Source organism: Actinomadura sp. GC306 (genome assembly GCF_004348665.1).
Lineage (GTDB): Bacteria > Actinomycetota > Actinomycetes > Streptosporangiales > Streptosporangiaceae > Spirillospora.
This window is the reverse complement of sequence record NZ_SMKM01000036.1, coordinates 1-26,557: the sequence shown is the minus strand read 5'-3', so window position 1 is coordinate 26,557 and position 26,557 is coordinate 1. Positions and strand designations below refer to the sequence as shown.

The 26,557-nt window shown below is 72.7% G+C and carries 26 protein-coding genes; 21 read left to right on the top strand and 5 right to left on the bottom strand.

The window, feature by feature from the left end; genetic code table 11:
- The first annotated feature begins 52 nt into the window (after positions 1–52).
- The gene (locus E1200_RS08270) at positions 53–757 is read left to right on the top strand and encodes an RDD family protein (protein WP_131951217.1); all 705 of its coding nucleotides are present in this window, start codon (positions 53–55) and stop codon (positions 755–757) included.
- 64 nt (positions 758–821) lie between these two features.
- On the opposite strand, the gene E1200_RS08265 is transcribed toward E1200_RS08270, so the two are convergent.
- A complete protein-coding gene (locus E1200_RS08265) occupies positions 822–1,577 on the bottom strand; it encodes a hypothetical protein (RefSeq protein WP_131951216.1) in 756 nt (251 codons plus the stop codon).
- Positions 1,578–1,797: 220 nt separating this feature from the next.
- Between E1200_RS08265 and E1200_RS08260 the strand changes: the two genes are divergently transcribed.
- The 3 genes from E1200_RS08260 to E1200_RS08250 all read left to right on the top strand — a co-directional run bounded on the left by E1200_RS08260 (position 1,798) and on the right by E1200_RS08250 (position 3,834).
- Positions 1,798–2,586 carry an ABC transporter ATP-binding protein gene (locus tag E1200_RS08260; protein ID WP_131951215.1) on the top strand — a complete coding sequence of 263 codons (789 nt, stop codon included), beginning with the start codon at positions 1,798–1,800 and terminating at the stop codon, positions 2,584–2,586.
- A gap of 116 nt (positions 2,587–2,702) precedes the next feature.
- Complete coding sequence (locus tag E1200_RS08255) at positions 2,703–3,482, top strand: sulfite exporter TauE/SafE family protein (RefSeq protein ID WP_131951214.1); 780 nt, start codon at positions 2,703–2,705, stop codon at positions 3,480–3,482.
- 88 nt (positions 3,483–3,570) lie between these two features.
- Entirely contained in the window at positions 3,571–3,834 is a 264-nt protein-coding gene (locus tag E1200_RS08250) for a hypothetical protein (RefSeq protein WP_131951213.1), read from the top strand.
- Here the strand turns inward: E1200_RS08250 and E1200_RS08245 are convergent.
- From E1200_RS08245 to E1200_RS08235, 3 genes are all read right to left on the bottom strand, one after another.
- On the bottom strand, positions 3,831–4,931 hold the full coding sequence (locus tag E1200_RS08245; protein WP_131951212.1) for an acetamidase/formamidase family protein: 1,101 nt from the start codon (positions 4,929–4,931) through the stop codon (positions 3,831–3,833). The two genes, E1200_RS08250 and E1200_RS08245, sit on opposite strands and share 4 nt — an antisense overlap.
- Positions 4,932–5,026: 95 nt before the next feature.
- Entirely contained in the window at positions 5,027–7,240 is a 2,214-nt protein-coding gene (locus E1200_RS08240; RefSeq protein ID WP_165950247.1) for a cytochrome P450, read from the bottom strand.
- Between the two features lie 116 nt (positions 7,241–7,356).
- On the bottom strand, positions 7,357–8,436 hold the full coding sequence (locus E1200_RS08235; protein WP_131951210.1) for an NAD(P)-dependent alcohol dehydrogenase: 1,080 nt from the start codon (positions 8,434–8,436) through the stop codon (positions 7,357–7,359).
- A gap of 75 nt (positions 8,437–8,511) precedes the next feature.
- Between E1200_RS08235 and E1200_RS08230 the strand changes: the two genes are divergently transcribed.
- The 13 genes from E1200_RS08230 (at position 8,512) to E1200_RS08170 (ending at position 21,805) form a co-directional block, all read left to right on the top strand.
- Positions 8,512–9,969 (top strand): aldehyde dehydrogenase family protein, encoded by a 1,458-nt coding sequence (locus E1200_RS08230; RefSeq protein WP_131951209.1) that lies wholly within the window; start codon positions 8,512–8,514, stop codon positions 9,967–9,969.
- Between the two features lie 131 nt (positions 9,970–10,100).
- The gene (locus E1200_RS08225; protein ID WP_131951208.1) at positions 10,101–11,129 is read left to right on the top strand and encodes a zinc-binding dehydrogenase; all 1,029 of its coding nucleotides are present in this window, start codon (positions 10,101–10,103) and stop codon (positions 11,127–11,129) included.
- The gene (locus E1200_RS08220) at positions 11,126–12,628 is read left to right on the top strand and encodes an amidohydrolase family protein (RefSeq protein WP_131951207.1); all 1,503 of its coding nucleotides are present in this window, start codon (positions 11,126–11,128) and stop codon (positions 12,626–12,628) included. Before E1200_RS08225 ends, E1200_RS08220 begins: the two co-directional genes overlap by 4 nt.
- A gap of 1 nt (position 12,629) precedes the next feature.
- Positions 12,630–13,709, top strand: coding sequence for a BMP family ABC transporter substrate-binding protein (locus E1200_RS08215; protein WP_207933238.1), 1,080 nt, complete (start codon positions 12,630–12,632; stop codon positions 13,707–13,709).
- Between the two features lies 1 nt (position 13,710).
- The gene (locus tag E1200_RS08210) at positions 13,711–15,309 is read left to right on the top strand and encodes an ABC transporter ATP-binding protein (RefSeq protein WP_131951206.1); all 1,599 of its coding nucleotides are present in this window, start codon (positions 13,711–13,713) and stop codon (positions 15,307–15,309) included.
- Between the two features lie 78 nt (positions 15,310–15,387).
- Positions 15,388–16,554: an ABC transporter permease gene (locus E1200_RS08205; RefSeq protein ID WP_207933237.1), complete on the top strand. Its 1,167-nt coding sequence runs from the start codon at positions 15,388–15,390 to the stop codon at positions 16,552–16,554.
- Positions 16,551–17,465, top strand: a complete 915-nt coding sequence (locus tag E1200_RS08200) for an ABC transporter permease (RefSeq protein ID WP_131951205.1) — start codon at positions 16,551–16,553, stop codon at positions 17,463–17,465. Before E1200_RS08205 ends, E1200_RS08200 begins: the two co-directional genes overlap by 4 nt.
- Before the next feature lie 58 nt (positions 17,466–17,523).
- Complete coding sequence (locus E1200_RS08195) at positions 17,524–17,973, top strand: VOC family protein (protein WP_131951204.1); 450 nt, start codon at positions 17,524–17,526, stop codon at positions 17,971–17,973.
- Complete coding sequence (locus E1200_RS08190) at positions 17,958–18,425, top strand: nuclear transport factor 2 family protein (RefSeq protein ID WP_243708412.1); 468 nt, start codon at positions 17,958–17,960, stop codon at positions 18,423–18,425. The genes E1200_RS08195 and E1200_RS08190 overlap by 16 nt, the downstream gene beginning before the upstream one ends.
- A 144-nt stretch (positions 18,426–18,569) precedes the next feature.
- The gene (locus E1200_RS08185) at positions 18,570–19,388 is read left to right on the top strand and encodes a fumarylacetoacetate hydrolase family protein (protein WP_131951203.1); all 819 of its coding nucleotides are present in this window, start codon (positions 18,570–18,572) and stop codon (positions 19,386–19,388) included.
- Positions 19,389–19,467: 79 nt separating this feature from the next.
- Entirely contained in the window at positions 19,468–20,622 is a 1,155-nt protein-coding gene (locus E1200_RS08180) for an amidohydrolase/deacetylase family metallohydrolase (RefSeq protein WP_131951202.1), read from the top strand.
- Complete coding sequence (locus tag E1200_RS08175; protein ID WP_131951201.1) at positions 20,619–21,410, top strand: aldolase/citrate lyase family protein; 792 nt, start codon at positions 20,619–20,621, stop codon at positions 21,408–21,410. The genes E1200_RS08180 and E1200_RS08175 overlap by 4 nt, the downstream gene beginning before the upstream one ends.
- Positions 21,407–21,805, top strand: a complete 399-nt coding sequence (locus tag E1200_RS08170; protein WP_131951200.1) for a cupin domain-containing protein — start codon at positions 21,407–21,409, stop codon at positions 21,803–21,805. The genes E1200_RS08175 and E1200_RS08170 overlap by 4 nt, the downstream gene beginning before the upstream one ends.
- A 67-nt stretch (positions 21,806–21,872) precedes the next feature.
- Here E1200_RS08170 and E1200_RS08165 read toward each other — a convergent pair whose 3' ends face one another.
- Complete coding sequence (locus tag E1200_RS08165) at positions 21,873–22,661, bottom strand: IclR family transcriptional regulator (protein WP_165950246.1); 789 nt, start codon at positions 22,659–22,661, stop codon at positions 21,873–21,875.
- Between the two features lie 352 nt (positions 22,662–23,013).
- On the opposite strand from E1200_RS08165, the gene E1200_RS08160 reads away from it, so the two are divergent.
- The 4 genes from E1200_RS08160 to E1200_RS08145 form a co-directional block, all read left to right on the top strand.
- A complete protein-coding gene (locus tag E1200_RS08160) occupies positions 23,014–24,372 on the top strand; it encodes an aromatic ring-hydroxylating dioxygenase subunit alpha (protein WP_165950245.1) in 1,359 nt (452 codons plus the stop codon).
- Complete coding sequence (locus tag E1200_RS08155; protein ID WP_131951197.1) at positions 24,369–24,872, top strand: aromatic-ring-hydroxylating dioxygenase subunit beta; 504 nt, start codon at positions 24,369–24,371, stop codon at positions 24,870–24,872. The genes E1200_RS08160 and E1200_RS08155 overlap by 4 nt, the downstream gene beginning before the upstream one ends.
- A gap of 9 nt (positions 24,873–24,881) precedes the next feature.
- Positions 24,882–26,060, top strand: a complete 1,179-nt coding sequence (locus E1200_RS08150) for a Dabb family protein (RefSeq protein WP_131951196.1) — start codon at positions 24,882–24,884, stop codon at positions 26,058–26,060.
- On the top strand, positions 26,024–26,557 hold a 534-nt coding region (locus E1200_RS08145), incomplete at its 3' end, for a hypothetical protein (protein ID WP_131951195.1). The genes E1200_RS08150 and E1200_RS08145, both read left to right, overlap by 37 nt.

Sequence of the window (26,557 nt, the reverse complement as noted above, 5' to 3'; positions counted from 1 at the left end):
CCGGGTCCGGCGGGCGTCACATAACCACAGGGTCAATCAATAAGGAGCAAGTGTGGGGAACCCCTACGACCCGTACGGTCAGCAGCCGGGCTACGGGCAGCAACAGCCCGGGTACGGCCAGCAGCCCCCGGCCCAGCCCGGTTACGGCCAGCAGCCGGCGCAGCCCGGCTACGGCCAGCAGCCCGGGTACGGCCAGCAGCCGCCCGCGCAGCCCGGCTACGGCCAGCAGCCCGGGTACGGCCAGCAGCCCCCCGCGCAGCCCGGCTACGGCGCCCAGACGCCCGCCGGCCAGCCGGGCTACCAGGAGGTGCACCACCACCACTACGGCTCGACCGGCCAGCTGGCCGAGTGGGGCTCGCGTGCCGGTGGCTACATCATCGACTACCTCGTCGTCGGCGGCCCGTTCTTCGTGCTGTACCTGATCGGCAGCCTGCTCAGCGGGTCCGGCAGCGGCGGCGCCGCCGTGATCGGCCTGCTGTTCCTGCTGATCGGCCTCGCCGTCTACATCGGCCTGTTCCTGTGGATCTGCCACCAGGAGGGCACGACCGGCCAGTCGATCGGCAAGCGGCAGATGGGCATCCGCCTGGTCGGGGCGCAGACCGGGCAGCCGATCGGCTTCGGCATGGCCGTCGTCCGCAAGATCGCGCACGTGCTCGACGGCGCGCTGTGCTACCTCGGCTTCCTCTGGCCGCTGTGGGACGACCGCAAGCAGACGTTCGCCGACAAGGTCTGCAACACCATCGTGGTCCGCGCCTGATCACCGGTCCATGAGAGCGGGGCGTCCCTTCGGGGGCGCCCCGCTTCGCGTTACCGGGGGAGCGCTACGGGACGGTGTCGAACGCGCTGTTGCACGCGGCGACCAGCGCTCGCCGGACGGCACGGTCCAACAGCCGCAGCGCCTCGGCGCGGCGGCGCATCTGGTCGGCGCCGAGGCCGCGGTCGTCCATCTGCCGGGCGAGTTCCACGACGAGGGACAGCCGGCCGGCGAGCGCGGCGACGCGGTGGGCGCGCGGCGGGTAGCCGGGGGCGAGCGGGTGGCCGCCGCGCTCCGGGTCGCGCAGGTCGACGAGGGCGTCGGCGATCTCGGGCGGCACGCCGGCGAAGTCGTCCACGGTCAGCAGCGCCTCGGTGGCGTCCCGCATGGCGAGGGTGAGCTGCCGGTCGGCGTCCGCGAGGGACGGGACGTCGGGCGGCCCCGGGGAGGCGTCGTGCGTCGTCCAGCGGACCCCGACGTACGACGAGCCGCGCCGGTCCTCGGCGGGGACGAGGCCCATCGCCCGGCCGTCCAGCACGGCGACGACGGCGGCGCCCGCCTCGATCGCGGCGCGGTTCAGCGGGGGCGGGCCGGTCAGGCCGAGCGGGTCGCCCGGCTCGGGCAGTGCCAGCCGCAGCGCCGTCATCCCGCCGACGCGCAGGTCGCCGAGCCCGCGGCGCAGCGTCACCTCGGCGGGCGCGCCGCCGAGGATCTGCGGGCCCGCGCTCTCCTCGACCGCGTCCACAGCCTCGTCGAGGCCGACGTGCCCGGTCAGCCAGGCGTTGCCCCAGGAGACGAGCGCCGTCGCGGCGGCCGCTCTCATACGTTCTTGCTCATTCGCTTTCCCAACACTCCCGTACGAGCATGCGATCCACCATAAGCGTTTGTAAGCCCGTTGCCGCCGCACGTAACCAACCTCTCGCGTCCGGGGAGCATCGCGGAACCGTCGTTCCGGTGGGCCTCGGGGAGGCGCCCGGCGCCCCGGATCACATAGGTTCTTGTCTGAGGTTCAGGACCACCCGGATGGGAGACGAAGGCGCGCGATGGCCGGCGAGGTGCTTCAGCTCCGCGGAGTCGGGGTCAGGCGCGGCGGGGCGACCCTGCTGCGCGATGTCACGTGGACGGTGGGCGAGGGTGAGCGCTGGGTCATCCTGGGCCCGAACGGGGCCGGGAAGACGACGCTGCTCCAGATAGCCGGCGCGATGCTGCACCCCAGCGAGGGCGAGGTCGTGATCCTGGAGGAGGAGCTGGGCCGTACGGACGTCTTCGAGCTGCGTCCCCGCATCGGGCTGGCCAGCTCGTCGGTCGCGGAGAAGGTGCCGGCCGGTGAGCGCGTCGTCGACCTGGTGCTGACGGCCTCGTACGCGATCCTGGGGCGCTGGCAGGAGGAGTACGACTCGACGGACGTGAGCCGCGCGGTCGCGCTGCTGGAGGCCCTCGGCTGCGCCGACCTGATGCGGCGCACGTTCGGCACGCTGTCGGAGGGCGAGCGCAAGCGCGTCCAGATCGCCCGCGCGCTCATGCCGGACCCGGAGCTCCTGCTGCTGGACGAGCCCGCCGCGGGCCTCGACCTCGGCGGCCGGGAGGAGCTCGTCGCGCGGCTGTCCACGTTCGCCGACGACCCCGCCGCGCCCACGATGGCGATGGTCACGCACCACGTGGAGGAGGTCCCGGAGGGCTTCACCCACGCCCTGCTGCTCCGCGGCGGCGAGATCGTCGCGCAGGGGAAGGTGGACGAGGTGTTCACCGCCGAGCAGCTGTCGGACACCTTCGGGCTCCCGCTCACCGTGGAGCGCCAGAACGGCCGGTGGTACGCCCGCGCCGTCCGGTGACCCCGGGTGCGGACAGCCGGTATTGCCCGTTTCGGGCACCCCGGTTTCCGGCTTGACCTGCACGGTTCTCTACCATCGTGGGGCATTGTTAGCCTGGTGAACGAGTAGGGGCCCCTGTGGACGTCTGGGACGCGATCGCGGTGCTGGCCGCCGGGATCGCCGCCGGCGGGATCAACGCCGTCGTGGGGTCCGGCACGCTGATCACCTTCCCGACCCTCCTCGCGCTCGGCTATCCGCCGGTCGTGGCGAACGTGTCCAACAACCTCGGCCTGGTGACCGGCAACGTCAGCGGCGCGTATGGCTACCGCAAGGAACTGCAGGGGCAGCGCGCCCGGCTGGTGCGGCTGGGCAGCGCGTCGTTCGCGGGCGCGGTCGCGGGCGGCCTGCTGCTCCTGACGCTGCCGCCCGAGGCGTTCGCCTTCATCGTGCCGGTACTGATCGCCGTCGCGCTGGTGATGGTGGTCGTCCAGCCCCGGATGCAGGCGTGGATGCGGGAGCGCCGCAACGGGCGGGAGGGGCACCGCCCGGAAGGCAGCCTTGCGCTGTGGCTGGGCGTGTTCGGCACCGGTATGTACGGCGGCTACTTCGGCGCCGCGCAGGGGATCGTGCTCATCGCGCTGCTGGGGATCGCGCTGGACGACGACCTGCAGCGGCTCAACGGCGCCAAGAACGCGATGGTGTCGATCGTCAACGGCACGGCCGCGCTGCTGTTCATCACGATGTGGCTGCTCGGCGCGACCGAGATCAGCTGGTGGGCGGTGCTGCTCATCGCGGTCGGCTCGACGATCGGCGGGCTGCTCGGCGCCAAGCTCGCGCGCCGGATTCCGCCGATGGTGCTGCGCGGCGTGATCGTGGCGGTGGGGCTGGTCGCGATCGCCCAGCTCCTGTTCGGCTGATTCGCGCTTCCGCCGCTTCGGGCGGGGTTGCCCAGGGCCGTTTCCGGGTACATATCGAACAGGCGTTCGGATGCTTCTGGGGGTGCCCATGAAGGGTGACTGGGTCGAGATCGTGGTGGACGTCGGCGGCTCCGCGACCAAGACCTACGAGGTCGCCGCGACCCGCGCCGGGCGCCGCGTCGAGATCGGCAACCGGCGCGGGGTGGTGGAGGTCAGCGAGGTGACCCGCACGGGCACCACGATCCGCACGGCCCGATTCATGTCGAACCGGGTGCTGGCCCTGGTGGAGCACCCCGTGGCGGACGAGAAGGGCGAGCGCTCCGGAGACGGTTCCAAGGACGGGCGCGGCTAGCGGAAGTCGGCTTTGCGGATCATGCAGTGGACGCCCTTGATCCCGTCCACGACCTGGCTGATCTCGAAGTCGGCGGCGCCGCTGAGATAGGCGAGGGCGGAGTGCCGGGGCATCCCCTGGGTCGCCGCCAGGAAGCCGACCGCGGCCCGTACGGCGCGACGTACGGCCTCGTCGAGGTCCTCGTGGAGGCCGAGCGGCATCCAGTGCGTGGCGGTCTCGGCGAACGGCTCGTCCAGCATCCCGAGCAGGGTGGACGCCTCCGCGCGCGGGATCACGGTGAGCCGCAGCGTCGCGCGTAGCGGTGCCTCCAGGGCGGTGAGCGCGACCTCTCCGTTCCCCTGGGCGTAGTGCGGGTCGCCCGTGTAGAAGCCGGCGCCGGGGATGTGGACGGGCAGGTAGAGCGACGAGCCGACCTGGAGTTCCTTGATGTCGAGGTTGCCGCCGTGGCCGCCCGGCGGCACCGAGTGGACGGGGTCGGAGGTGTCGGACGCCACGCCCATCAGCCCGAGGAAGGGCGCCAGCGGGAAGCGCGCGGCGCGGCCCTGGCCGTACGGGAGCGTCCCGTGCAGGCGCCCGGCCTCCTCGATGACCTCGATGAACTCGCACACGCTGTTGTAGGCGCGGTCGCCGTCCGCGCCGGGGCCGCTGTCGGGGGCGGTCTCGGGGTACTCGCCGGGCAGCGCCCCGTAGCCGTGCCTGCTGCTGATGAAGCCGTACGGCGCCCGGATCAGCAGGCCGAGCGTGTCGACCCGCAGCACGTCGCCGGGCTCCGCGCCGGCGACCTCGATCGGGCCGGTGACCACGTGCGGGCCGTCCACGTCGTAGTCGTGGGCGACCCCGGACGCCGCCAGGTCGCGGGCGTCGTCGAGGACCTCGCCGGCGGGGACGCCGAATCCCGCGAGGTAGGTGACCGGGTCGCGGCCCTGGTCCTCAAGGATGCCCTCGTGGCTGAGCGTGTCGATGGTGACGGTGTCGCCGGACGCGACACGCAGCACTGGGGGCCGGTCCCGGTTCGGGAGCCGGCCCCACAGGCAGGTCTCGGGGGTGGTCGGGAGGTAGTGCGCGCCGTCGATCCGGCCTTCTTTGGGCTGAAGCATGTCCGAATGCTCGCCGCCCGGTGGTGCGGCACCGTTCCGAGACCGTTAACCGCGTGTAAAAACCGCACCATACGAGATGGCGTCTCGCGTGGAACCTATAGATCGAGCACCAGGCGGGACGAGGTGCAGCGGCCCACGCAGATCATCATGGTCTTGCCCGCGGCGCGCTCCTCCTCGGTGAGCAGCGAGTCGCGGTGCTCGGGCTCCCCGGCCAGGACGCGCGTCTCGCACGCGCCGCAGTACCCCTTCTCGCAGTCGTACGACAGGCCCGGCACCGCCTCCTGGACCACCTCGATGAGCCGCCGGTCGGCGGGGACGCGCATCGTGACGCCCGTCCGCGCGAGGTGGACGTCGAACTCGGTGTTCAGCGACGGGTCGAACGCCACCTCCAGCGAGTCGTCGCCGGTGAAGCGCTCGACGTGCAGGCGGGGACGGATGCCCAGCTCGTCGCAGACGCCCTCCGCCGCGGCGATCATCCCGGTGGGGCCGCAGCAGTAGACGGCGGTGTCCGGCCCGGCCTCGGCGAGGACCGCCGTCAGGTCCGGGACGCCGGCCTCGTCCTGCGGCAGCACCCGCAGCCGGTCGCCGGCGAGGGCCGCGAGCTCGTCGCGGAACGCCATCGTCGCGCGGGTGCGGCCGCCGTACACGACGCGGAAGTCGGCCCCCCGCGCCGCGGCCGCGCGGACCATGGCCAGGATCGGCGTGACGCCGATCCCGCCCGCGAGGAACAGGTAGGACGGGGCGTCCACCAGCGGGAAGTGGTTGCGCGGGCCCCGGACGCCGAACGTGACGCCGTCGCGGGCGAGCGCGTGCACCTCCTCCGAGCCGCCTCGGCCGTCCGCCTCGCGCAGCACGGCGACGCGGTAGTGCGACCGGTCGGCCGGGTCGCCGCACAGCGAGTACTGGCGGACGCGGCCGGACGGAAGCCGCAGCTCAAGGTGCGCGCCGGGCTCCCATGCGGGCATGTCCGCGCCGTCGGCCCGCGCCAGCGTCAGGGCGAGCACGCCGTCGGCGGCCGCCTCGGCGCGCGTCACGGTCAGGTCGTACACGGCGCCCAGGGGAGTGGACGCCACCGACGTCCCGGTCCCGCGCGGGCCGGGGGTGAACACGGCGGGGATCGCGTCCCAGCCCTTCTGGTTCCCGCTCGTCGGGTACTCGACGAGGCCGTCCTCCAGCACCCGGAAGTCCGGGAGCCGGGTCAGGACCTGCGTCATCATCTCCCGGAACATCGCCCTGGCCAGGTGGGCGCCGGCGCAGCGGTGCGAGCCGATCCCGAAGGACAGGTGCCGGGACGCGTCGCGGTCGAGCCGGATCTCCTCGGGCTCGGGGAACACGGCGGGGTCGTGGTTGGCGGCGACCCACGGGATCAGGACGCGCTCGCCGGCCTTGACGGGGCAGCCGCCTATCTCGACGTCGTCCAGCGCGGTGCGGGCCATCGACTGCGACGGCGCGAACGCCCGCAGGAACTCCTCGGTGGCGCGGTCCAGCAGGTCCGGGGAGTCGATGAGGCGCTGCCGCTGCTCGGGGTGGCGGCTCAGGTGGACGAGCGTCGACCCGGTCAGCGAGGTCGTGGTGTCGACGCCGCCCGCGATGAGCAGCCCGATCACCGAGACGAGCTCGTCCTCGCCGAACGGGTTCCCGTCCTCGTCGCGCGCGGTGACGAGCGCGCTGACCGCGTCCTCGGCGGGCTCGGCGCGGCGGTCGCGGATCAGCTCGCGGATGCGCCGCTCCATGTACGCCAGGCCCTCGGCGCCGCGCAGCGCGCGCTCGCTGCCGGCGGGGGCGGCGAAGATGTCGTGCACCGGCCCGGCGAGCTTCGCCCAGTCCTCTTCGGGGAAGCCGAGCCAGTCGAGGGTGACGGCGGCCGGGACCGGGTTGGTCAGGTCGCGGACGAAGTCGGCCGAGCCGAGCTCGATGAACGCGTCCACGGCCCGCGCGGCGTGCCGGGCGATCATCGGGCGCAGCCGCTCGACCGCCGCCGGGGTGAGCAGCGGGTTGATCAGGTCGCGGTAGCCGGTGGCGCGGGGCGGGTCGAGCTCGATCGGGTACTGCTCCAGGCCCGGCCCGCTCGGGATGACGATGGCGACGCCGTCCACGCCGTTCGCCTCGCGCGAGGAGGAGAACGCCTCGTCGTCGCGGGCGATCCGCGCGACGTCGGCGTAGCGCGTCGTGTAGACGAACCCGCCGTGCGCGGAGGTGCGTCCGACGGGACAGCCCTCGCGGTACCCGGCGTAGTACGCGACCGGGTCGGCGTTGCATTCGTCCGAGTGGTGGTCGAACTGCTGCTGTGTCATCTGCTGCTGTGTCATGTGCGCGACTCCAAGGTGCCGCATGGCTTCCGCGCGGTGTTGCCCAGCCGCGCCTCTGGGAACTTCGGGGACCGGTTCCGCGGGCGTCAGTTCCGCGGGCGTCAGTTCCGCGGGCGTCAGAAGGTGAGGACGGCCTTGCCGATCGTCCCGCTCTTCGCCGCGTCGACGGCCTCGCCGATCCGCTCGAACGGGAAGTGCTCCACGATCTCGTGCACCGGGAACCGGCCCGCGGCGTGCAGCCGCAGCAGCTCGGGCACGAAGACCTGCGGGATCGCGCCGCCGCCGATGATGCCGGTGATCGTGCGGCCGTTGAGGACGCTGCGCCAGTCGAAGGTCATCTCCTGGCTGGGGCCGACGCCGATGACGCCGCAGTGGCCGAGCGGGGCGAGGGCCTCCACGCCGGTGCGGAGGACGTCCGCGCGGCCGGTGGTCTCCAGGACGTAGTCGAACCCGTCCGGCGCGATGGAGCGCAGCTCCTCGGCGGCGCCCTCGCCGCCGGTCACGCCGTGGGTGGCGCCGAGGGACCGGGCCGTGGCCAGCCGCTCGGCGTTGAGGTCGACGACCGCGACGGTCGTGCATCCGCTGAGCGCGGCGGCGAGGACGGAGGCGATGCCCACCGACCCCGCACCGAAGATCGCGATCGACGAGCCGGGGGCGGGCCGCAGCACGTTGAGCACGCCGCCCGCGCCGGTCTGGAAGCCGCAGCCGAACGGCCCGGCGAGCGTGAGGTCGGCGTCCTTGCCGATCGGCACGACGGCCCGCTCCGGCGCGACGACGTGGTCGGCGAACGCCGACTGGCCGAGGAAGTGCGCGTTGATCTCGGTGCCGCCGAGCGAGACCGCCGAGGACCCGTCGGGGCGCCGCCCGCTGAAGTTGAGCGCGTCGAAGCTCAGGCAGTAGCCGGGCGTTCCGGTCAGGCAGGGCCGGCACCGCCCGCACGAGGCGAACGACAGCGCGACGTGGTCGCCGGGGGCGACGGACGTGACCCGGTCGCCGACCTTCTCCACGATGCCGGCGCCCTCGTGGCCGAGCACGGCGGGCGCCTCGAAGAACGCGGCGAACTCAAGGTCGGTCGCGCAGATGCCGACCGCGCTGAGCCGGACCAGGACCTCGTCGGGCCGGGGCGGCCCGAGTTCCACGTCCCGCAGGGCCAGGGGCTCCCCCGGACGGTCCAGTACGGCGGCGGTGACCCGCATGCGGCCTCCCAAAATCATTTCATAAAGAGATACGGCATCTTGACATGCGGGATAGTTCCGGTCAAGGATTCCAGTATGTCCGCACTTGATATTCCGGTCGCCCGCCAGCTGATCGACGGAGCCTGGGTTCCGGCCCGTGACCAGGGCGAACTCCCCGTCCTGGACCCGGCGAACAGCAAGGTTATCCAGCAAATCGCGCGCGGCGGCCAGGCCGACGTCGACGCCGCCGTGGCCGCGGCCCGGCGCGCCTTCCCCGGCTGGGCGGCGACCTCGCCCAGCGAGCGCGGCGCCCTGCTCGGCCGCTGGGCCGCGCTGGTGCTGGAGCGCGTCGAGGACCTCGCCCGGTACGAGGCGCGCGACGTCGGCAAGCCGCTGTCCGGCGGGCGGCTGAACGCGTACATCGCGCAGGGGATCATCGCGTACTTCGCGGGCGCCGCCGACAAGCTCACCGGCGTCACGCTGCCCACCCGCTCGCCCGACTACCTCGGGTTCACGATCCCGGAGCCGTTCGGGGTGTGCGCGGTGACGCTGCCTTGGAACGTTCCGACCCTGCTGTCGGCCGCCAACGTCGCGCCCGCGCTCGCCGCCGGCAACACGGTGGTGCTCAAGCCGTCCGAGGTCGCCCCGCTCGGCCCGCTGGCGCTGGCGGAGCTGGCCCGCGAGGCCGGCATCCCGCCCGGGGTGTTCAACGTCGTCACCGGGCTCGGCGCGGAGGCGGGCGTGGCGCTCACCTCCCACCCCGGCATCGACCACATCAGCTTCGTCGGCTCGACGGCCACCGGACGCGCGGTGATGCGGGCCGCGGCCGACAACCTCGTCCCGGTGAAGCTTGAGCTGGGCGGAAAGTCACCTAATGTGGTGTTCGCCGACGCCGACCTGGACGTGGCGATCCCGGCGATCGTCGGCTCGATCACCGAGAACGCGGGCCAGAACTGCTACGCGGGCTCGCGGCTCCTCGTCGAGGAATCCATCCGCGCCGAGGTGACCGAGCGCGTCGTCGCCGGCATGCAGGCGGTCCGGCTCGGCACCTGGGACCAGGACCTCGACATGGGGCCGCTGGTCAGCCGGGAGCAGCGCGAGCGCGTGCTCGGCTTCCTGGAGGGGGCGCCGGGCGAGGGCGCGCGCGTCGTCGCGGGCGGGGCCGAGGCCGAGGTGCCGGACGAGGGCTGGTTCGTCGCGCCGACCGTCCTGGACGGCGTGGACCGGGGCATGCGGGTCGTGCGCGAGGAGATCTTCGGCCCGGTGCTCGCGATCCAGGGCTTCAGCGGGACCGCGCAGGCCGTCGAGCTGATGAACGACACCGACTTCGGGCTGCTGGCCTGCATCTGGACCGACGACGTGTCGCGGGCGCTGCACGCCGCCAAGCAGGTGCGGTCCGGCCAGGTCGCGGTGAACCAGTTCCACGACGCGGGCGTCATCGGCTTCCCCTTCAACATGCAGAAGGACAGCGGGTTCAGCGCGGGCGGCGGATACGCGGCGCTGCGCGAGTACACGCAGGAGAAGGCGGTGGCGGTGCGGCTGCTCGCCCGCTGACCTGCCGCGCCGCGAATTCCGGCGCAGGTGTTGACACGCCCCGTGAGCGGGGTTCAGAGTGTGCCTCACATTGCGAGTCGCTGCCTCACAATGCGAGATGAGATCGATCTGTTCGAGGGCGGAGGTCCCTGGTGAAAGCGCTGGTCCAGACGGGGTTCGGCGGCCCGGAGGTGGTGTCGCTGCGGCACATCGCCGACCCGGTCCCCGGTCCCGGCGACGTGCTGGTCCGGGTCCGGGCCTGCGCGCTGAACCGGCTCGACCTGCTGCAGCGCCGCGGCCCCGCGGTGCTGCCGGGCTTCCGCCTCCCGCACATCGCCGGCATGGACGTCGCCGGCCACGTCGAGGCCGTCGGGGACGAGGTCGCCGGGTTCGCGCCCGGCGACCGCGTGGTGATCGACCCGACGCAGGGCTGCGGGACGTGCCCGCGCTGCGCCGCCGGGGACCCCGGCCACTGCCCCGCCGTCCGCGTCGTCGGCGGGAACACCGCGGGCGGCTTCGCCGAGTACGTGCGGGTGCCCGTCCGGCTCGTCCACCGCGTCCCCGATCACGTCGAGCTGGCCGAGGCCGCGGCGCTGCCGTCGGCGTGGAGCACCGCCTGGCGCGCCAGCGTCACCGTCGGCGCCGTCGCCCCGGACGAGACCGTGCTGGTGCAGGCCGCGGCGAGCGGTGTCAGCATCGCCGCGGTGCAGCTCGCCAAGCGCGCCGGGGCGCGGGTCGTCGCGGTCGCCGGCAGTGACGCCAAGCTCGCGCTCGCCGCCGACCTCGGCGCCGACCTGCTGCTGCACAACGACGCCGACGTCGTCGCCGCCGTGCGCCACTTCACCGGCGGCGAGGGCGCCGACCTCGCGCTCGACCACGTGGGCGCGGCGACCTGGCAGACCTCCCTGGACTGCCTGCGCACGGGCGGGCGCCTGGTGACGTTCGGCAACACGACCGGCGACGAGGTCACGATGTCCCTCGCGGGCGTGTACCACCGCGGGCTGCGGGTGCTCGGCACCGGCGCCTACACCGAGGCGGAGTTCGCCGCGATGCTGGCCGCGTACTTCGGCGGCGGCCTGCGGTCCGTCCGGATGGCCGAGTACGGGATGGACGAGCTGCCCGCCGCGTTCGCCGCCGCCGAGTCGCGCGCGGCCATCGGCAAGGTCCTGGTCCGCCCATGACCGAAACGAACACCACCGGGCCGAACGCCACCGGGCCGAACGCCACAGGGCCGAACACCACAGGGCCGAACGGGTCCCCGCTCCTGGTCACCGGCGGGACGGTCGTGACGATGGCGCCCGGACGCGAGGTCGTCACCGACGCCACCGTCGCCGTCGCGGACGGCCGCATCGCCGGGATCGGCCCCGTTGGAACGCTCCGCGCGGCGCACCCCGGCGCCGCGGAGATCGACGCGAGCGGCTGCGTGGTCGTCCCCGGCCTCGTCAACGCCCACCAGCACTGCACGGTGGACCCGCTGATCCGCAGCGTGATCCCCGACGACATCGACGACCAGGAGGCGATCTTCGGCTGGGCCGTGCCGCTGCACGGGCGCGTCACCGGCGACGACGACGAGCTGTCGGCGACGCTGACCGCCGCCGAGTCGCTGCTGCGCGGGGTCACCACCGTCCTGGAGGCGGGCACGGTCGCGCACCCGGGCCGGGTCGCCGCGGGGCTGGCCGCGGCCGGCATCCGGGGACGGGTCGGCGGCTGGGGCTGGGACGCCCCGGGCGTGCCGCACTCCCTGCCCGCCGCCGAGGCCGTCGCCCGCCAGGAGGAGATCGTCCGGAGCCTGCCCGCCGAAGGGCCGGTGACCGGCTGGGTCACGCTGGTCGGCCACGACCTGGTCAGCGACGAGCTGTTCACCGGCGCCGCCGAACTCGCCGAGCGGCTCGGCACCGGCATGACCTTCCACATGTCGCCCGGACCGGGCGACGCCGAGGCGTACCTGCGCCGCACCGGCCGCCGGCCGCTCGTCCACCTGCGCGAGCTGGGCGTGCTGGGGCCGCGGCTGCTGCTCGGCCACGCCGTGTGGCTCGACGACGCCGAGGTCGAGGCCGTCCTCGCGACCCGCACCGCCGTGGCGTCCTGCCCCGGCGCGTACCTGCGGCTCGGCCAGGGCTACACGCGGGCCGGGCGGCACGGCGAGCTGGTCCGCCGCGGCGGCCGCGTCGCGCTCGGCTGCGACGCCCACAACGCCGGCGACGCACCCGACGTGCTGCGCACGGCCGGGCTGCTGGCCGGCCTGGAAAACGACCGGGGCATGTGGCCGCTGCGCGCCGACGAGGCGTTCGCACTGGCCACGTGCGCCGGTGCCGAGGCCGCCGGCCTCGGCGAACTGGTCGGGTCGATCGAGGTCGGCAAGGCCGCCGACCTCGTGGTGCTCGACACGCACGACCCGGCCTGGACGCCGCCCGGCGACCTGGCCACGCACCTGGTGTGGGGTGCACCCGGCCACACCGTCCGCGACGTCCTGGTCGACGGGAAGGCGGTCGTCCGCGACCGCCGGCTCACGACCGTGGACACGGCGGAACTCCGCCGGGAGGCGGAGTCGAGATCGGCCGCGCTGCTGCGCGCGGCCGGACTGCGGCCCCCCCGCCGCTGGCCGGTGGTCACCGCGACCGCCGGCACACCGGGCTCCCGCAACCTGCTCCTCTCACCGTCCGATCGAAAGGACCCCTGAGGTGAAGAACCGCAAAACGGTACGGATCGCGAGCGCGGCCGTCGCGTGCGCCACCCTGCTCGCCCTCGCGGGCTGTGCCGACAGCGACGCCACCGCCAACCAGAGCACCTCCTCCGGTGCCGGCGGCGGCGTCGTGCCGAACCCCGACGTCAACGGGGACGGCAAGGTCGTCATCGGCGTGCTCAGCCCCGGCGACATCAACGACAACGGCTACTACGAGAGCTTCGTGACCAGCGCCGACGCCTTCGCGAAGGAGAAGGGCTGGACGGTCATCAAGCGCGGCAGCGTCCCGGAGACCGAGGCGCTCAGCGCGGCCCGCGCGCTGTGCCAGCAGAAGGTCGACATGATCGCGCTGGGCGCGTCCGAACTGAAGGACGCGATCCCCGCCTCGGAGGAGGCGGTGTGCGAGAAGACCGCGTGGTACGTCCCGAGCTCCGGCAACGTCCAGCAGACCCCGCGGATCATGCTGTCCACGGACGACGCCGCCCAGAGCATCCTGGCCGCCGGGCACATCGCCGGCCTGCTGATGCAGGAGCGCAAGGCCACCAAGGCCGCGTTCGTGGCCGGCATGGAGGTCGACTTCAACATCAACGCCTCCAAGGCGTTCAAGGCCGGCGTCCGCACGGTGCTCCCGGACGCGACCGTCACCACGACCTACTCCGGTGACCAGGACGACGCGGCCAAGGCCAAGGAGGCCGTGCAGGCCCAGATGGACCAGGGCGCGGAGGTCATCTACCCCTACCTCGGCGGCTCCACCGACGCCGCGACGGCCCTGGCCAACACCAAGGACCTCATCACGCTGACCCCGGGCACCGACCGCTGCGCCTCCACCAACCCGAAGTTCGACGTCTCGGTGCTCTACAGCCCCGGCGACTACTTCACCGAGGCGCTGAAGCTGTTCGAGGCCGGGAAGCTCGAACTCGGCATCGAGAAGGTCTGGACGCTCGGCAAGGACCCGCTCCCGGCGATCAAGCTCTGCAAGGAGAACCCGGCCGTGCAGCAGAAGCTGGACGCCTTCGTGAAGTCGATCGCCGACGGTGAGCTGGACCCGGCCGCGGAAGTGGAGAGGCTCGGTAAGTGACATGACCGATCGTGACGGTCTCTTCCACGACGGCGCCGGTCATGACGGCGGGTCCCGGGCGCCCGCGCTGGAACTGCGCGGGATCGGGAAGTCGTACGGGCCGGTCGTGGCCTGCGACGCGGTGGACCTGACGGTCCACCGCGGGGAGATCCACGGACTGCTGGGTGAGAACGGCGCGGGCAAGTCCACGCTGATGAAGATCTTGCTCGGGCTGGTCCGGCGCGACACCGGGACCATCCACCACGACGGCCGCCCGGTCGACGTCGCGGGCCCGCAGGAGGCGATCGCGCTCGGCATCGGCATGGTGCACCAGCACTTCAGCCTCGTCGAGCCGCTCACCGTCTGGGAGAACGTCACGCTCGGCGACACCGGCAAGGTCGACCGGGCGCGGGCGTGCGAGCAGGTCACGCAGGTCGGCGCCCGGTACGGGCTGCCGATCGACCCGCTCGCGCCCGTGTCCCGGCTGTCGGCCGGGGAGCGGCAGCGGGTCGAGCTGATCAAGTGCCTGCGCCGCGACCCGTCCGTCCTCGTCCTGGACGAGCCCACCTCGGTGCTCACCCAGGCCGAGTCGGCCGAGCTGTTCGGCGTGCTGCGCGAGGTCGTCGCCGGCGAGGACCGCGCGGTGATCCTGATCAGCCACAAGCTGGCGGAGATCACCACGGCCACCGACCGGGTGACCGTGCTGCGCCGGGGGAAGGTCGCGTTCCACAGCGTGACCAAGGAGACCGGCGCGCAGGAGCTGGCCCGGCAGATGGTCGGCCGGGACGTCTCACTGCGCGCCGAGGCCGCCGCCCTCGGCATGCTCCCGGTGGAGCGCCGCGGCGGCCGTCAGCCGGAGGAGGCGCCGGAACCCGGTGCCGAGCCCGCGCTGCGGCTGTCCGGCATCACCGTCCGGTCCGACGGCGTCCCGCTGCTGGACGACTTCAGCCTCGACGTCGCCCCGGGCGAGATCGTCGGGCTGTACGGGGTGGAGGGCAACGGCCAGGCGACGCTCGGCGACCTGCTGTCCGGCCTGGTCGAGCCGTCCGCCGGGACCGTCGAGATCGGCGGCGCGCGGGTCGACCCGGCCAAGCCGGGCGCCCTGCACAAGGCCGGCCTCGGCATCGTGCCGGAGGACCGGCACGCCTCCGGCGTCGTCCTCGACATGAGCGTCGCGGACAACCTGGTGATGAAGTCGCTGGAGAACGTGAGCGGCCGGCTGCTCGTCGACCGCCGCAGGACCCAGGAGCTGGCCCGGCGGCTGGCGACCGAGTTCAACATCATCACCTCGTCGCTGGACAACCCCGTCCGCAGCCTGTCGGGCGGCAACCAGCAGCGGGTGGTCCTGGCCCGGGAGATGTCGGCGAACCCGTCGGTCCTGGTCGCCGCCCAGCCCACCCACGGGCTGGACGTCGGAGCCATCGAGGACATGTACCTGCGGCTGCGCAAGGCCGCCTCCAGCGGGGTGGCGATCCTGCTCATCAGCACGGAGCTGGAGGAGGTCATGGCCCTGTCCTCGCGGATCGCGGTGATCTCCCGCGGCCGCATCGCCGGCCTGCTGCCCACCGCGGAGGCCACCGCCGAGCGCCTCGGCATGCTCGTCGGGGGCGTGGCCGCGTGAGGGAGTCGGAACGGCGGGTGACGAGTGACGGGGGAAGGCGTCACCGGGGATGTCCCGGAGGCGACGGGGAGGAACACCGTGAGTGAGGCGGATCGGATGGGGCGGCGGCTGGCCGCCGCCTTGAACCCCGGCCCCGGCGGGGCGCAGGTGGCGCTGGCCACGGCGGTCGCCGTCGCGCTGGCGCTGGCGGTGTCGTCGGTGCTGGTCGGCCTGACCGGCGGGTCGCCGGGCGGGGCCGTGAAGGCGCTGTACGACGGCAGCCTCGCGGACGCGTCCGCGATCAGCTCGACGCTGCTGTACACGGCGCCGCTGCTGCTGGTCGCGGTCGGGACGTGCGTGTGCGTCCGCGCCGGCGTGTTCAACCTCGGCCAGGAAGGCCAGGTGCTCATCGGCGCGCTGGCCGGGGCCGCGGTCGGGCTCCGGCTTGCGCTGCCGGGGCCGGCGCTGCTGGTGGTCGCGCTGCTCGCGGCGGCGCTGGCGGGCGGGGCGTGGGCCGGGCTGAGCTCGCTGATGCACCGGTTCCGCGGCGTCAACATCGTGGTGAGCACGCTGCTGATGACGTTCCTCGCGCAGCAGCTCGTCTCGTACGCGGTGAACACCGAGTCGCTGCTGCAGGAGACGCGGCGCGGCGGCGCGACGGTGTCGCCGCAGTCCAACCGGCTGCCGGAGAACGGCCTGCTCGGCTCGTTCGGCGAGTACCCGGGGCTGCAGCTCAACGGCGGGCTGCTGCTCGCCCTGCTCGCGGCCGTGGTCATCGCGGTGCTGATCGCGCGGAGCCGGTGGGGCTTCCGGCTGACGATGCTCGGCCTGAACCCGCGGGCGGCGCGGCACGCCGGGGTGCGGGTCGGGGCGCTCAGCGGGACGGCGCTCGCCGTGTCGGGCGCGTTCGCGGGCCTGGCCGGGGCGGTCCTGCTGACCAGCCCGGTCGGCACCAACCGGCTGCAGGTCGGCCTTTCCAACAACATCGGCTGGGACGGGCTGCTGGTGGCGCTGGTCGCCCGCAACCGCCCGCTGGCCGCGATCCCCGTCGCGCTGCTGTTCGGTGTGCTGCGTTCCGGGGGCGGGTTCCTGGCGTCGACCGGCGTCCCGCACTTCCTCGTGGACGTGGTCAAGTCGCTGCTGGTGCTCGCGTTCGTCGTCCCGCCCGTGCTGACCGAGGCGCTGCGCCGCCGGCGCGCGAACCGCGGCACCGGCACCGACGCGGACGCCCCGGCATCCAAGCCCAAGGAGGCGGTGGCGTCATGAGCGCCGCGGACAACATCTCCACCATCCTCGCCAGCGGCGCCCGGCTGACGGTGCCGCTCGCGTTCGCGGCCTGCGGGGAGTACCTCGCGGAACGGGCCGGGACGGTGAACATCTCCGTCGAGGCGATGATGCTGGGCGGCGCGTTCGGCGCGATCGCCGGCGCGTCGGTGACCGGCAGCGCCTCGTCGGGGCTGGTCGTCGGCATGCTGGTCGGCCTGCTGATCGGGTTCGTGCACGGCAACCTGTCGCACCGCGCGGCGGTGAACACGTTCGTGGTCGGCCTCGTCCTCAACACGCTGGTGCTGGGGCTGACGAGCTACCTGATCGTGACCGGGTCGTTCACCGGCCACCAGGTGTGGCAGGTCAGCGTGCCGGTGCTGCGCGACATCCCGATCGTCGGGCAGGTGCTGTTCGTCGAGCGGTGGCCGGTCTACCTGCTGATCCTCGTGGTGCCGCTGACGTGGTGGCTGGTCGAGCGCAGCCGGTGGGGCCTGGAGCTGCGGGCGGTCGGCGAGGATCCGCAGGCCGCGGACGTGACCGGCATCGACGTGAACGCGCGGCGGCGGCAGGCGCTGCTGTGGTGCGGGCTGCTCGCCGGGCTCGGCGGCGCCTACCTGGCGGTGGGCGAGGTCGGCTCGTTCAGCCAGAACATGACCGCGGGCCGCGGGTTCATCGTCATCGCGGCGGTGATCTTCGGGGCGTGGCGGCTGGGCCGCACGCTGCTCGGCTGCGCGCTGTTCGGGCTCGCCGACGCGATGCGGCTGGCGCTGCCCGCGCTGGGCATCCAGCTGAACTCGCAGCTGCTGATCGTCGCCCCGTACCTGCTGGCGCTGGTGGCCATGCTGGTGTTCGCCGCCAAGGACCGCGAGCCGCGGGCCCTCGGCAAGGCGTTCCAGCGGGGGACGGCGTGACCTGTAAGAGCAAGCGGGCCAGGGGAACTCCGGCCCGGACGATTCCGAGGAGGACCACGTGACCGGACTGACCACCGCCCGCTGGACGCACGTCGCGCTGCCCTGCGGGGACCTGGACAAGTCGATCGACTTCTACACCTCGCTCACCCCGCTCGTGGTGGTGGAGCGCTTCAAGGACGCCGACGGCGAGAGCGTCTGGCTGTCCAACGACGGCCAGGCGGAGACGCCGTTCGTGCTCGTGCTGGTCTGTTTCAACAAGGACCGCGGCAAGGAGCTCGGGCTGCTGCAGCCGTTCGCGCACATCGGCATCGAGGTGCCCGAGCGCTCCGACGTGGACGCGATGGCCGAGCGCGCCCGCGAGCTCGGCTGCCTGCACTGGGAGCCGCGCCAGATGCCGGACCCGGTCGGCTACATCTGCGCGCTGAAGGACCCGGACGGCAACGTCATCGAGATCTCGCACGACCAGCGGGTGTTCGACAGCGTGCGGGCCAAGTGGGGGCGGTCCTGACCGGGCGGCCATGGCCGGCGGAACCGGGCGCGGCCGCGCGGGTCGAGGAGCGGACCCGCGCGGCCGTGCTCCGGTACCTCGCGGCGCTGAACCGCCATGACGCCGACGCCGTCGCCGCGTGCGTCGCGGAGAACTTCGTCAGCGAGCACACCTCGGTGATGGGGAAGGGCGTCGTCGGCCGCGCGGCGTACCGGGAGCGGCTGGACGGCTTCCTGGCCGACTTCGCCGACCTGAAGTACGTCATGGAGGACCTGGTCGTCCGGGACGTGCGGGCGGTTCTGGCGTACTCGATGTCGTTCCGGCTCGTTTCCGCCGGCCGCGCGCCGGTCCGGGTCCGCGGCGTGTTCCGGCTGTGGGTGGACGCGGAGGGCCTGGTGGCGCGCCGCGTCGACTACTGGGACGGGTCCGACGTGGCCCGGCAGCTCGCCGACGCCCCCAAAGCGGACGCCTGATCGCGGCCGATCGGCCGCCCGGCCGGTGCGCCGGGCGGCGGGACGGGCTGCCCGGATGGCACCCGTGTTGCAATGTGAGATACCGTCTCTCATTGCTTGACAGTCCACCATCTCGCATCGAAAGATGACGTTGTGCATGTTGTGATGACTTCGCAGGGTCTCGGCCGGATCGAGGACGGCGCGATCGCCGTCCTCGACACCCCCTACGCCGACGCGGGCGCCCTCATCGAGGCGACCGGCTCACTGGACGCGCTCGCCACGGCCGAGGTCGTGGCGCGGATCCCGCTCGACGACGCCACCGGCGACACGGCCGGGACGCTGCTCGCGCCCGTCCGCCCCCGGGCCCTGTGGGGCATCGGCATGAACTACCACTCCAAGGCGCGGCTGACCGGGCGCGACCTCCCGGCCGAGCCGGTGTTCTACCTCGCCGCGCCGTCGTCGGTGAGCGGGCCCGGCGACGCCGTCCGGCTGCCCGCCGAGCAGACCGAGCAGATGGACTACGAGGCCGAGATCGCCGTCGTGATCGGCCGCACCCTCGACCGCGCCGACGAGGCCGACGCCTGGTCCGCCGTCGCCGCGGTCACCGCGGCCAACGACATGAGCTGCCGCGACGTGATGAAGCGCACCGGCTGGCCCGTCCTCGCCAAGAGCTTCCCCGGCTTCACCCCGCTCGGCGCGTCGCTGCTGAGCCGGGACGAGGTCGCCGGACCGGACACGATCGGTGTCCGCTCCTGGGTCGGCGGCGAGCAGCGCCAGGACTCCACCAGCGCCGACATGATCTTCCCGATCCCCGAGCTGCTGGCCCGCATCTCCCGGTACGCCGTCCTGCGCCCCGGCGACGTCGTGCTGACCGGCACCCCCGCCGGGACCGGCCAGGACCGCGGCGACTTCCTGCGGCCCGGCGACACCGTCCGGATCGAGATCGACGGCGTCCTGCCCCTGACCACGCGGGTCCGGGCGTGACCCCGCGCCGCGCCCGGCGCCGCCCGCGGCGGCGCACCCGCGTATCCCTCACCACCCTCACAGAACAGGGAGAACCTCGATGACCGAAGACAAGAAGCCCGCCTACGATCGGGTGCTCAAGGGCGGGACGGTCATCGATCCCGCGTCCGGCACCAACGCGGTGCTCGACGTCGCCGTCAACGGCACCACGATCGCGGCCGTGGGCGAGGGGCTCGCCGCCGGGGCGTCGGAGGTCATCGACTGCACCGGACGCTGGGTGCTCCCCGGCCTGGTCGAGGGCCACACCCACATCTTCCAGTACGTGTCCGCGGTCGGCGCCCCCTCCGACGAGGCGCACCTGCGCCGCGGCGTCGTCGCCGCCTCCGACGCCGGGACGGCCGGCGCCTCCACGTTCGCCGCGTTCCGCAAGCTGGTGGTCGAGCCGTCCCCGATGCGGATCGTGAACTTCCTCAACGTCTCGGTGCTCGGCCTCATCGACTTCCGCTTCGGCGAGCTGATGAACCCCGACACGCTCGTCCCGGACGACGCCCTCGCCACCGCCGCCGAGAACCCCGACGTGGTCCGCGGCTTCAAGATCCGCCTCTCCGAGGACGTGGTCGGCGAGAACTGGCAGATGCTGCTGAAGAAGTCCCTCGACCTGGCCGAGCAGGCGGGCCTGCCGCTGATGGTGCACATCGGCGAGACGTCCGAGCCGCTCCCGGTCGTGCTGGACCACCTCCGCCCCGGCGACGTCGTCGCGCACTGCTACACGGGCAAGGAGCACGGCATCCTGGACGGCGACGCCGTCCACCCCGCGGTGCTCGCCGCCCGCGAGCGCGGCGTGCTGTTCGACTCGGCGCACGGCAAGAGCAACCTCAGCTTCGAGGTCGCGCGGCCCGCGATCGAGAAGGGCTTCTACCCCGACGTCCTCGGCTCCGACACCAGCGCCCGCAACTGGCGCGGCCCGGTGTTCGACCTGCTGACCAGCATGTCAAAGCTCGTCGCGCTGGGCCTGCCGCTCACCGAGGCCGTCGCCCGCGCCACCGTGCGCCCGGCGCAGCTGCTCGGCCTGGAGTCCGAGGGCTACGGGCGCCTGGCGGCCGGCGGCCCCGCCCACGTCACCGTCGTCGAGGAGACCGAGCCGGTCGTCCTCCCGGACGCCGCCGGGAACTCCATCACCGCGCCCCTGCTGCAGCCCGCGCTGGTCCTGCACAACGGTGCGGAGGTCGAGACCGTCCCGTGGCGCGGCCTATGACGACCCCGCAGCGTTCGCCACGGGCCCGGCTGCGGGCGGCGCTGGCGGAGGGGACCCGGGTCACCGGGACCTTCGTCAAGCTGCCCGCGCCGGATGTGGTGGAGGTGTGCGCCCTCGCCGGCTTCGACTTCGTCGTCGTCGACCTGGAGCACTCCACGTTGACCGAGGCCGAGGCGATCGGGCTCGTCCGGCACGCCGAGCGCTGCGGCCTGCCGGCGCTCGTCCGCGTGCCGGAGGTCGACGCGCCGCTGATCTGCCGCCTGCTGGAGAACGGCGCCGCCGGGATACAGCTGTCGATGCTGGGCTCGGCGGCGCAGGCGCGCGCTCTCGTCCGGGCCACGCGGTTCGCGCCGGACGGGGCCCGCTCGGTGAGCCTCGCCAACCGCGCCGCCGGGTTCGGGCTGCGCTCGTCCGGCGGCCTGGCGGCGTTCCTGGCCGCCGAACGCGCCGACCCGCCGCTGCTCGTCGGGCAGATCGAGACGCCCTGGTGGCGGGGCGGCGACTCCTGGGACGCGGTGACCAGTGAGCTGGACGTCGTCTTCGTCGGCGGCACCGACCTCGCGGTGAGCCTCGGCGCCGACCCGGGCGGCGCCGAGCTGCGCGCGGCCGTGACCGAGATCGAGAAGGCCGCCGGCCGGCAGGGCATCGCGTTCGGCGGCTGGGTCCCGTCCATCGCCGCCGCGGAGGGCCACGGGATGGCCGCCGCACGCTACCTCGTGACGGGCTCTGACCTGCAGATTCTGGCCGCCGGACTGGAAGCGGCGGCCGGCCGAGAGGGGAACCGATGACCGACAAGGGACGCAACGCCAAGCTCTACAACAGGGTGATCGGCTGGGCCGACATGCCGGAGACCGAGCTGCGCAAGGGGGTGCGGCGCCGGGTCTACTCCACCGACGAGGTCATGGTCGCGCACCACAGCCTCGACGTCGGCATGGACCTCAACCCGCACAGCCACGCCGACTTCGACCAGCTCGTCTACATCTCCGAGGGGCGCTGCAACTACTACGTCGAGGGCGTGCCGCACGAGATGACGGCCGGGACGTTCCTGCTGGTGCCCGCGGGAGCCGAGCACTACATCGAGCCGCTGGAAGAGCCGTGCGTGAACATCGACATCTTCGTCCCCCCAAGGGCGGACTTCGCGAAGTCCCTGACCTACCTAGACGACCTAGACGACCGCTCCTGACCCGTTCACTTGCGGCGTGTCGCCCTTATGGAACGTCCCATAAGGGCGACACGCCGCAACTCGACGTTCAGACGGCCTCGATGTGGTGGGGGGCGCCGTTGTTGCCCAGGCGTTGCGACAGGTCCTGGGTGATCTCCAGCAGCGCCTCGGCCATGGGCGAGTCGGCCTGGCGGGGGACGTCCACGGACGTGCCGACGATCGCCATCGTCGCGATGATGGCGTCGCCCTCGAACACGGGCGCCGCGATGGTGTGCAGCCCGTTCTCGGACGGCGAGTTGACCGACAGCCCGTGCTCGCGGATCCAGTCGAGCTCCGCGCGCAGCTCCGGGGCGCGGCGCAGCAGCTTGCCCAGCGCCGGGACCTGGTCGGGCGGGAGGTACGCGCAGAACACCCGGCCCTGCGCGGAGGTCGACAGGTCGAGCCGCGACCCGACGCGGACGCTGATCCGGATCAGGTGGTCGGTGTTGTCGGCCGACCGCACGACCGTGGGGGACTCGCCGTCCCAGATGCTCAGCACGACGGTCTGCCCGGCCAGCTGGACCAGCCGGTCCATGAACGGCTCCGCGGCGGTCACGATCGGCAGCGCGGCGCGGGCGGCGGCGGCGAGCGTGAGCACCTGCGGGCCCAGGGAGTACAGGGCGGTGCGGTCGTCGTACCGGAGCAGGTTCGCGGCCCGCAGCGCCTTGGTGTACCGGTGCGCGGTCGCCTTGCTGGCACCGAGCCGGGCGGTGATCTCGTTCAGGCTCAGATGCGGCCGGCTCACCGTGAACGAGTCCAGGATGAGCGCGGCGCGCTGCACCGTCTGGATCGAAGAGGCGCTCTCGGCCGGGGTGTCTCGTGGGGTCCTCGTCGCCATCCGTTCCTCGCTTCTGCCTCGGCCACCGGCCGCTGCCCGTACCGTGCGGCGGCGCCGTGGCGGCATGACACGCCATCTCATCATGAGCGAGAGCGTCATGGCGGGTCATTCACAACACCAGCGGGTAAAGCGCCCAGTACGTAACGTATCGGTAGCTTCACCGCAAGCCATCTCTCACTGCGAGACGCAATCATGATGAACGTGACGCTCCTAGTCAAGCCCGTTGTGATCCGTCCGTACAGCCCCTTGACATGACCTGCGGAACTGGGGAAGTCTGTACACGATGCGAGATGGTATCTCGAATTGTTGAACGATGCTGCTGATGAAGCGGCGTGGAAGGGGGTGGAGCCCGATGCCCGGACCGGATGGCACGGGACTTCCGGGGCGGCTGGTCGTCGAGGACTGGGACGCGCTGACTTTCCGCGTGAATCGGGCCGCGTACCGCTCGGAAGAGATCTTCCAGGCGGAGCGCGACCGGATATGGGCGCGCACGTGGCTGTACCTGGGCCACGAGACGGAAGTCGCCACGCCCAACGACTTCAAGACGCGAACGCTCGGTGGCCGGCCGCTGATCTTCTGCCGGGACACCGAGGGCAACATCCAGGCGTGGCTGAACTCCTGCCCGCACCGCGGCACCATCCTGTGCCGCGAGCGCGAGGGGTCCACCAAGCTGTTCCAGTGCTTCTACCACGCGTGGACGTTCCGCAACAGCGGTGACGTGGCCGCGATCCCCGGCAAGGACGCCTACGAGGCCGCGGGCGAGGGCTTCCTCGACTCGATGAAGCTGCGCTCCGTGCCCCGGCTGGAGAGCCACGAGGGGTTCGTGTTCGTCGCGTTCGACCCGGACGTCCCGCCGCTGCTGGACTACCTCGGGGACGCCGCCGACTACATGACGATGATCTCCGAGCAGCACGCGGACGGCATGGAGGTCCTGCCCGGCACGCAGATGTACGGGGTGCGCGGCAACTGGAAGCTCGGCGTCGAGAACGCCATGGACGGCTACCACTTCTCGCCCACGCACAACACCTTCGTCGGGTACCTGCGCGAGACCGGCTTCGCCGTCACCGACGACGACCAGTACGCCTACAACCTCGGCAACGGGCACAGCCTGCTCGTCCTGACCGGGCACGGCGGCCGCATCAGCATGCTGTGGGAGCCGCGCTTCGGCGAGGACGAGAAGGTCCGCACCGAGGCGCACCGCGCCGAGATGGACCGGCGGCTCGGCCCCGAGCGCGCCAAGTACGTCGCCGACGAGAGCCACATCCTGTTCGTCTGGCCGAACCTGCTGCTCTTCGACCTCGAAGGGCTGTCGATCCGGCAGCTCGAACCGGTCGCGGCCGACCACACCGACGTGCGCGCCTGGCAGCTCGCCCCCCGCGGCGAGGACGCCGACACCCGCGCGCTGCGGATGAAGACGATGGTCAGCTTCGTCGGCCCCGGCGGGCTCGCCACGCCCGACGACATCGAGGCGTACGAGGCCGTCCAGCGCGGCATCGAGGCCACCGCCGCCGACGCCCGCGCGGGGATGGACTACAGCGACATGTCCCGCGGCATGGTCGACGAGGTCAAGGGCGTCCAGGGCCGCTCCATCGACGAGGGCGCGATGCGCGGCTTCTGGCGGCACTGGGTCGACGCGATCGGCGTCGAGGGCGGCCTGGACGTGTCCGGCGACCGTCCCGAGCGCTTCCTTGAGGGGAGGAACGTGCGATGACCGCACTCATCGGCGGCAGTGAGATCACCCGTGCCGACGTGGAGGACTTCCTCTACGCCGAGGCGGAGATCCTCGACGCCTGGAAGTACGACGACTGGCTCGCGCTGTTCGAGCCCGGCGCCCGGTTCGAGGTGCCCGCCACCGACTGGAAGGGCGAGTCGCCCTTCGAGTCGGGGTCGTACGTCACCGACGACTGGGACCTGCTCCGCGCCCGCGTGAAGCGGCTCAAGTCGCGCAAGGCGCACGCGGAGAACCCGCCGTCCCGCACGACCCGGATGATCTCCAACGTCCGGCTGCGCGAGGACGACGAGCCGGGCCTGCTGCGGGTGACGGCGACCTTCATCATCCACCGGGCGCGCGACGGGGAGTTCGACGCCTACGTGGGTCGCTACGACCACCTGCTCGTCCCGGGCGACGAGGGCCTGCGCTTCCGGCGGCGCCGGGCGATCCTCGGCCACGAACACCTGACCGCCGGCGCCCGGCTCAGCTTCATCCTCTGAGGAACCCTGATGATCCAGCACAACCTCGCGTTCCGGTTCCGCGAGGACGCGTCGGCCGATGCCGTCGAGTCCATCCTCGCGGAGCTGCGCACGTTCCCGAAGCGCTACCCGGCCATGCGCGACTTCTCGCTCGGGCCCAACATCAGCACCCGCAGCGACAGGTACACGCACGCCTTCTCGGTGAAGTTCGACACCGAGAAGGACCTGATGGCCTACCTGGAGAGCGAGTCGCACGAGCGGTTCGTCCGGGAGCGGTGGCGCCCGGTGATGGAAGACCACATCATCGTCACCTACGAGATCCCCGCGAAGCCGGGGCGGCCGCGCGGCCCGTACGGGATGGAGTACGCCCGCATCGAGGTCCCCGACATGGACCGCACGATCGACTTCCTCCAGTACCACGTGGGCCTCCAGCTCGAACAGCGCACGGACGAGTACGCCTACCTGCGCACCGACATCGAGCACCACTCGATCGAGCTGATCAGCGCGCCGCAGCACGAGGTGGGGCACACCGTCGCGATCGGCTACAGCGTCGAGAACGAAGAGGTCCTCGCCGACCTGCGCAAGCGCGTCGCCGACGCCGGCCTGGAGATCCTCGAACTGCAGGACCGGCAGAAGGACCTGTGCGCGGACGGCTTCGCGGTCCGCGACCCGGACGGGCTGATCGTGGAGCTGTTCACCGGCTTCCTGGAGTACGCCGAGCCGCCGGTCACGGACCTGCGCCCGGTCGACCTCGTCCACCCGTTCATCGCGACGGCGAAGTACGAGGAGTCGCTGGAGTTCTACACCAAGGTGCTGGGCTTCCTGTCGTCGGACGAGATCGTCGGCTCCACCACGTTTCTGCGCTGCGAGGACCGGTACCACCACAGCCTCGCCCTGCAGAACAACAAGGAGCACTACGTCGCGCACCTGTGCTTCGCGACGAAGAGCCTCGACCACGTCATGCGCTTCCGGGCCCGCGCCCTCTACAAGGGCGAGCCGATCGCGTCGGACCTGGTGAACCACTCGGCGTCGACGTCCATCGCGTTCTACATGCACGAGCCGCTGCACGGCCCCCGCTTCGAGCTGTGCGACCGGCACCGCGTGTTCACGCCGGAGGAGCACGAGACGCACCGCCCCCGCCGGATGCCGCCGGACCCGCGCAACATCGACGTGTGGCGCCCGGCCGCCGACGACTGGGGCCGTTTCTGAGCAGGGCACCGGAGGACGCGGACATCGTCCGCGCCCTCCAGGTCCTGGACCGTGTCCCGTCGCCGCACGGGCACGAAGCCGCCGCCGCCGTGCACCTCGCCTCCTGGTGCACGGCGCGGTGGCCGTGGATCGACTGGGACGTCCAGCGGTACGGGCGGGGCGGCGCGAACCTCCAGGCGGGCGACCCGCGGGGGGTGCTGCTCTACTCGCACCTGGACACGTCGCTCAGCGGCGAACCGTCCGAGGACCGCCCCATCACCGCCCGCGCGGACGCCCTTCCGCCGCTGAAGGTCACGGCGTCCGAGGTCGAAGGCTTCGGCCTGGGCGTGGCGAGGGCCCCGGCCGCCGCCGCCCTGGTCGCCTTCGTCTCCGCCGCGTCCCGCGGCATACCCGCGCGCCTTCTCCTGGCCGGTTCAGGCACGCACCGAAGCCTGCTGGCCGGCCCGGGTGACGGTGTCCGCTCGACCGGCCTCGATCACTACCTGGCCACAGAGCCC

What these genes read in the sequence shown, in the direction of transcription:
- E1200_RS08170 (WP_131951200.1), top strand. Translation starts at nt 21,407, where the DNA reads ATGACCGACAAGGGACGCAACGCCAAGCTCTACAACAGGGTGATCGGC.
- E1200_RS08185 (WP_131951203.1), top strand. Translation starts at nt 18,570, where the DNA reads ATGACTTCGCAGGGTCTCGGCCGGATCGAGGACGGCGCGATCGCCGTC.
- E1200_RS08200 (WP_131951205.1), top strand. Translation starts at nt 16,551, where the DNA reads ATGAGCGCCGCGGACAACATCTCCACCATCCTCGCCAGCGGCGCCCGG.
- E1200_RS08230 (WP_131951209.1), top strand. Translation starts at nt 8,512, where the DNA reads ATGTCCGCACTTGATATTCCGGTCGCCCGCCAGCTGATCGACGGAGCC.
- E1200_RS08260 (WP_131951215.1), top strand. Translation starts at nt 1,798, where the DNA reads ATGGCCGGCGAGGTGCTTCAGCTCCGCGGAGTCGGGGTCAGGCGCGGC.
- E1200_RS08265 (WP_131951216.1), bottom strand. Translation starts at nt 1,577, where the DNA reads ATGAGAGCGGCCGCCGCGACGGCGCTCGTCTCCTGGGGCAACGCCTGG.
- E1200_RS08165 (WP_165950246.1), bottom strand. Translation starts at nt 22,661, where the DNA reads ATGGCGACGAGGACCCCACGAGACACCCCGGCCGAGAGCGCCTCTTCG.
- E1200_RS08150 (WP_131951196.1), top strand. Translation starts at nt 24,882, where the DNA reads ATGATCCAGCACAACCTCGCGTTCCGGTTCCGCGAGGACGCGTCGGCC.
- E1200_RS08220 (WP_131951207.1), top strand. Translation starts at nt 11,126, where the DNA reads ATGACCGAAACGAACACCACCGGGCCGAACGCCACCGGGCCGAACGCC.
- E1200_RS08160 (WP_165950245.1), top strand. Translation starts at nt 23,014, where the DNA reads ATGCCCGGACCGGATGGCACGGGACTTCCGGGGCGGCTGGTCGTCGAG.
- E1200_RS08235 (WP_131951210.1), bottom strand. Translation starts at nt 8,436, where the DNA reads ATGCGGGTCACCGCCGCCGTACTGGACCGTCCGGGGGAGCCCCTGGCC.
- E1200_RS08180 (WP_131951202.1), top strand. Translation starts at nt 19,468, where the DNA reads ATGACCGAAGACAAGAAGCCCGCCTACGATCGGGTGCTCAAGGGCGGG.
- E1200_RS08155 (WP_131951197.1), top strand. Translation starts at nt 24,369, where the DNA reads ATGACCGCACTCATCGGCGGCAGTGAGATCACCCGTGCCGACGTGGAG.
- E1200_RS08245 (WP_131951212.1), bottom strand. Translation starts at nt 4,931, where the DNA reads ATGCTTCAGCCCAAAGAAGGCCGGATCGACGGCGCGCACTACCTCCCG.
- E1200_RS08175 (WP_131951201.1), top strand. Translation starts at nt 20,619, where the DNA reads ATGACGACCCCGCAGCGTTCGCCACGGGCCCGGCTGCGGGCGGCGCTG.
- E1200_RS08250 (WP_131951213.1), top strand. Translation starts at nt 3,571, where the DNA reads ATGAAGGGTGACTGGGTCGAGATCGTGGTGGACGTCGGCGGCTCCGCG.
- E1200_RS08210 (WP_131951206.1), top strand. Translation starts at nt 13,711, where the DNA reads ATGACCGATCGTGACGGTCTCTTCCACGACGGCGCCGGTCATGACGGC.
- E1200_RS08240 (WP_165950247.1), bottom strand. Translation starts at nt 7,240, where the DNA reads ATGACACAGCAGCAGATGACACAGCAGCAGTTCGACCACCACTCGGAC.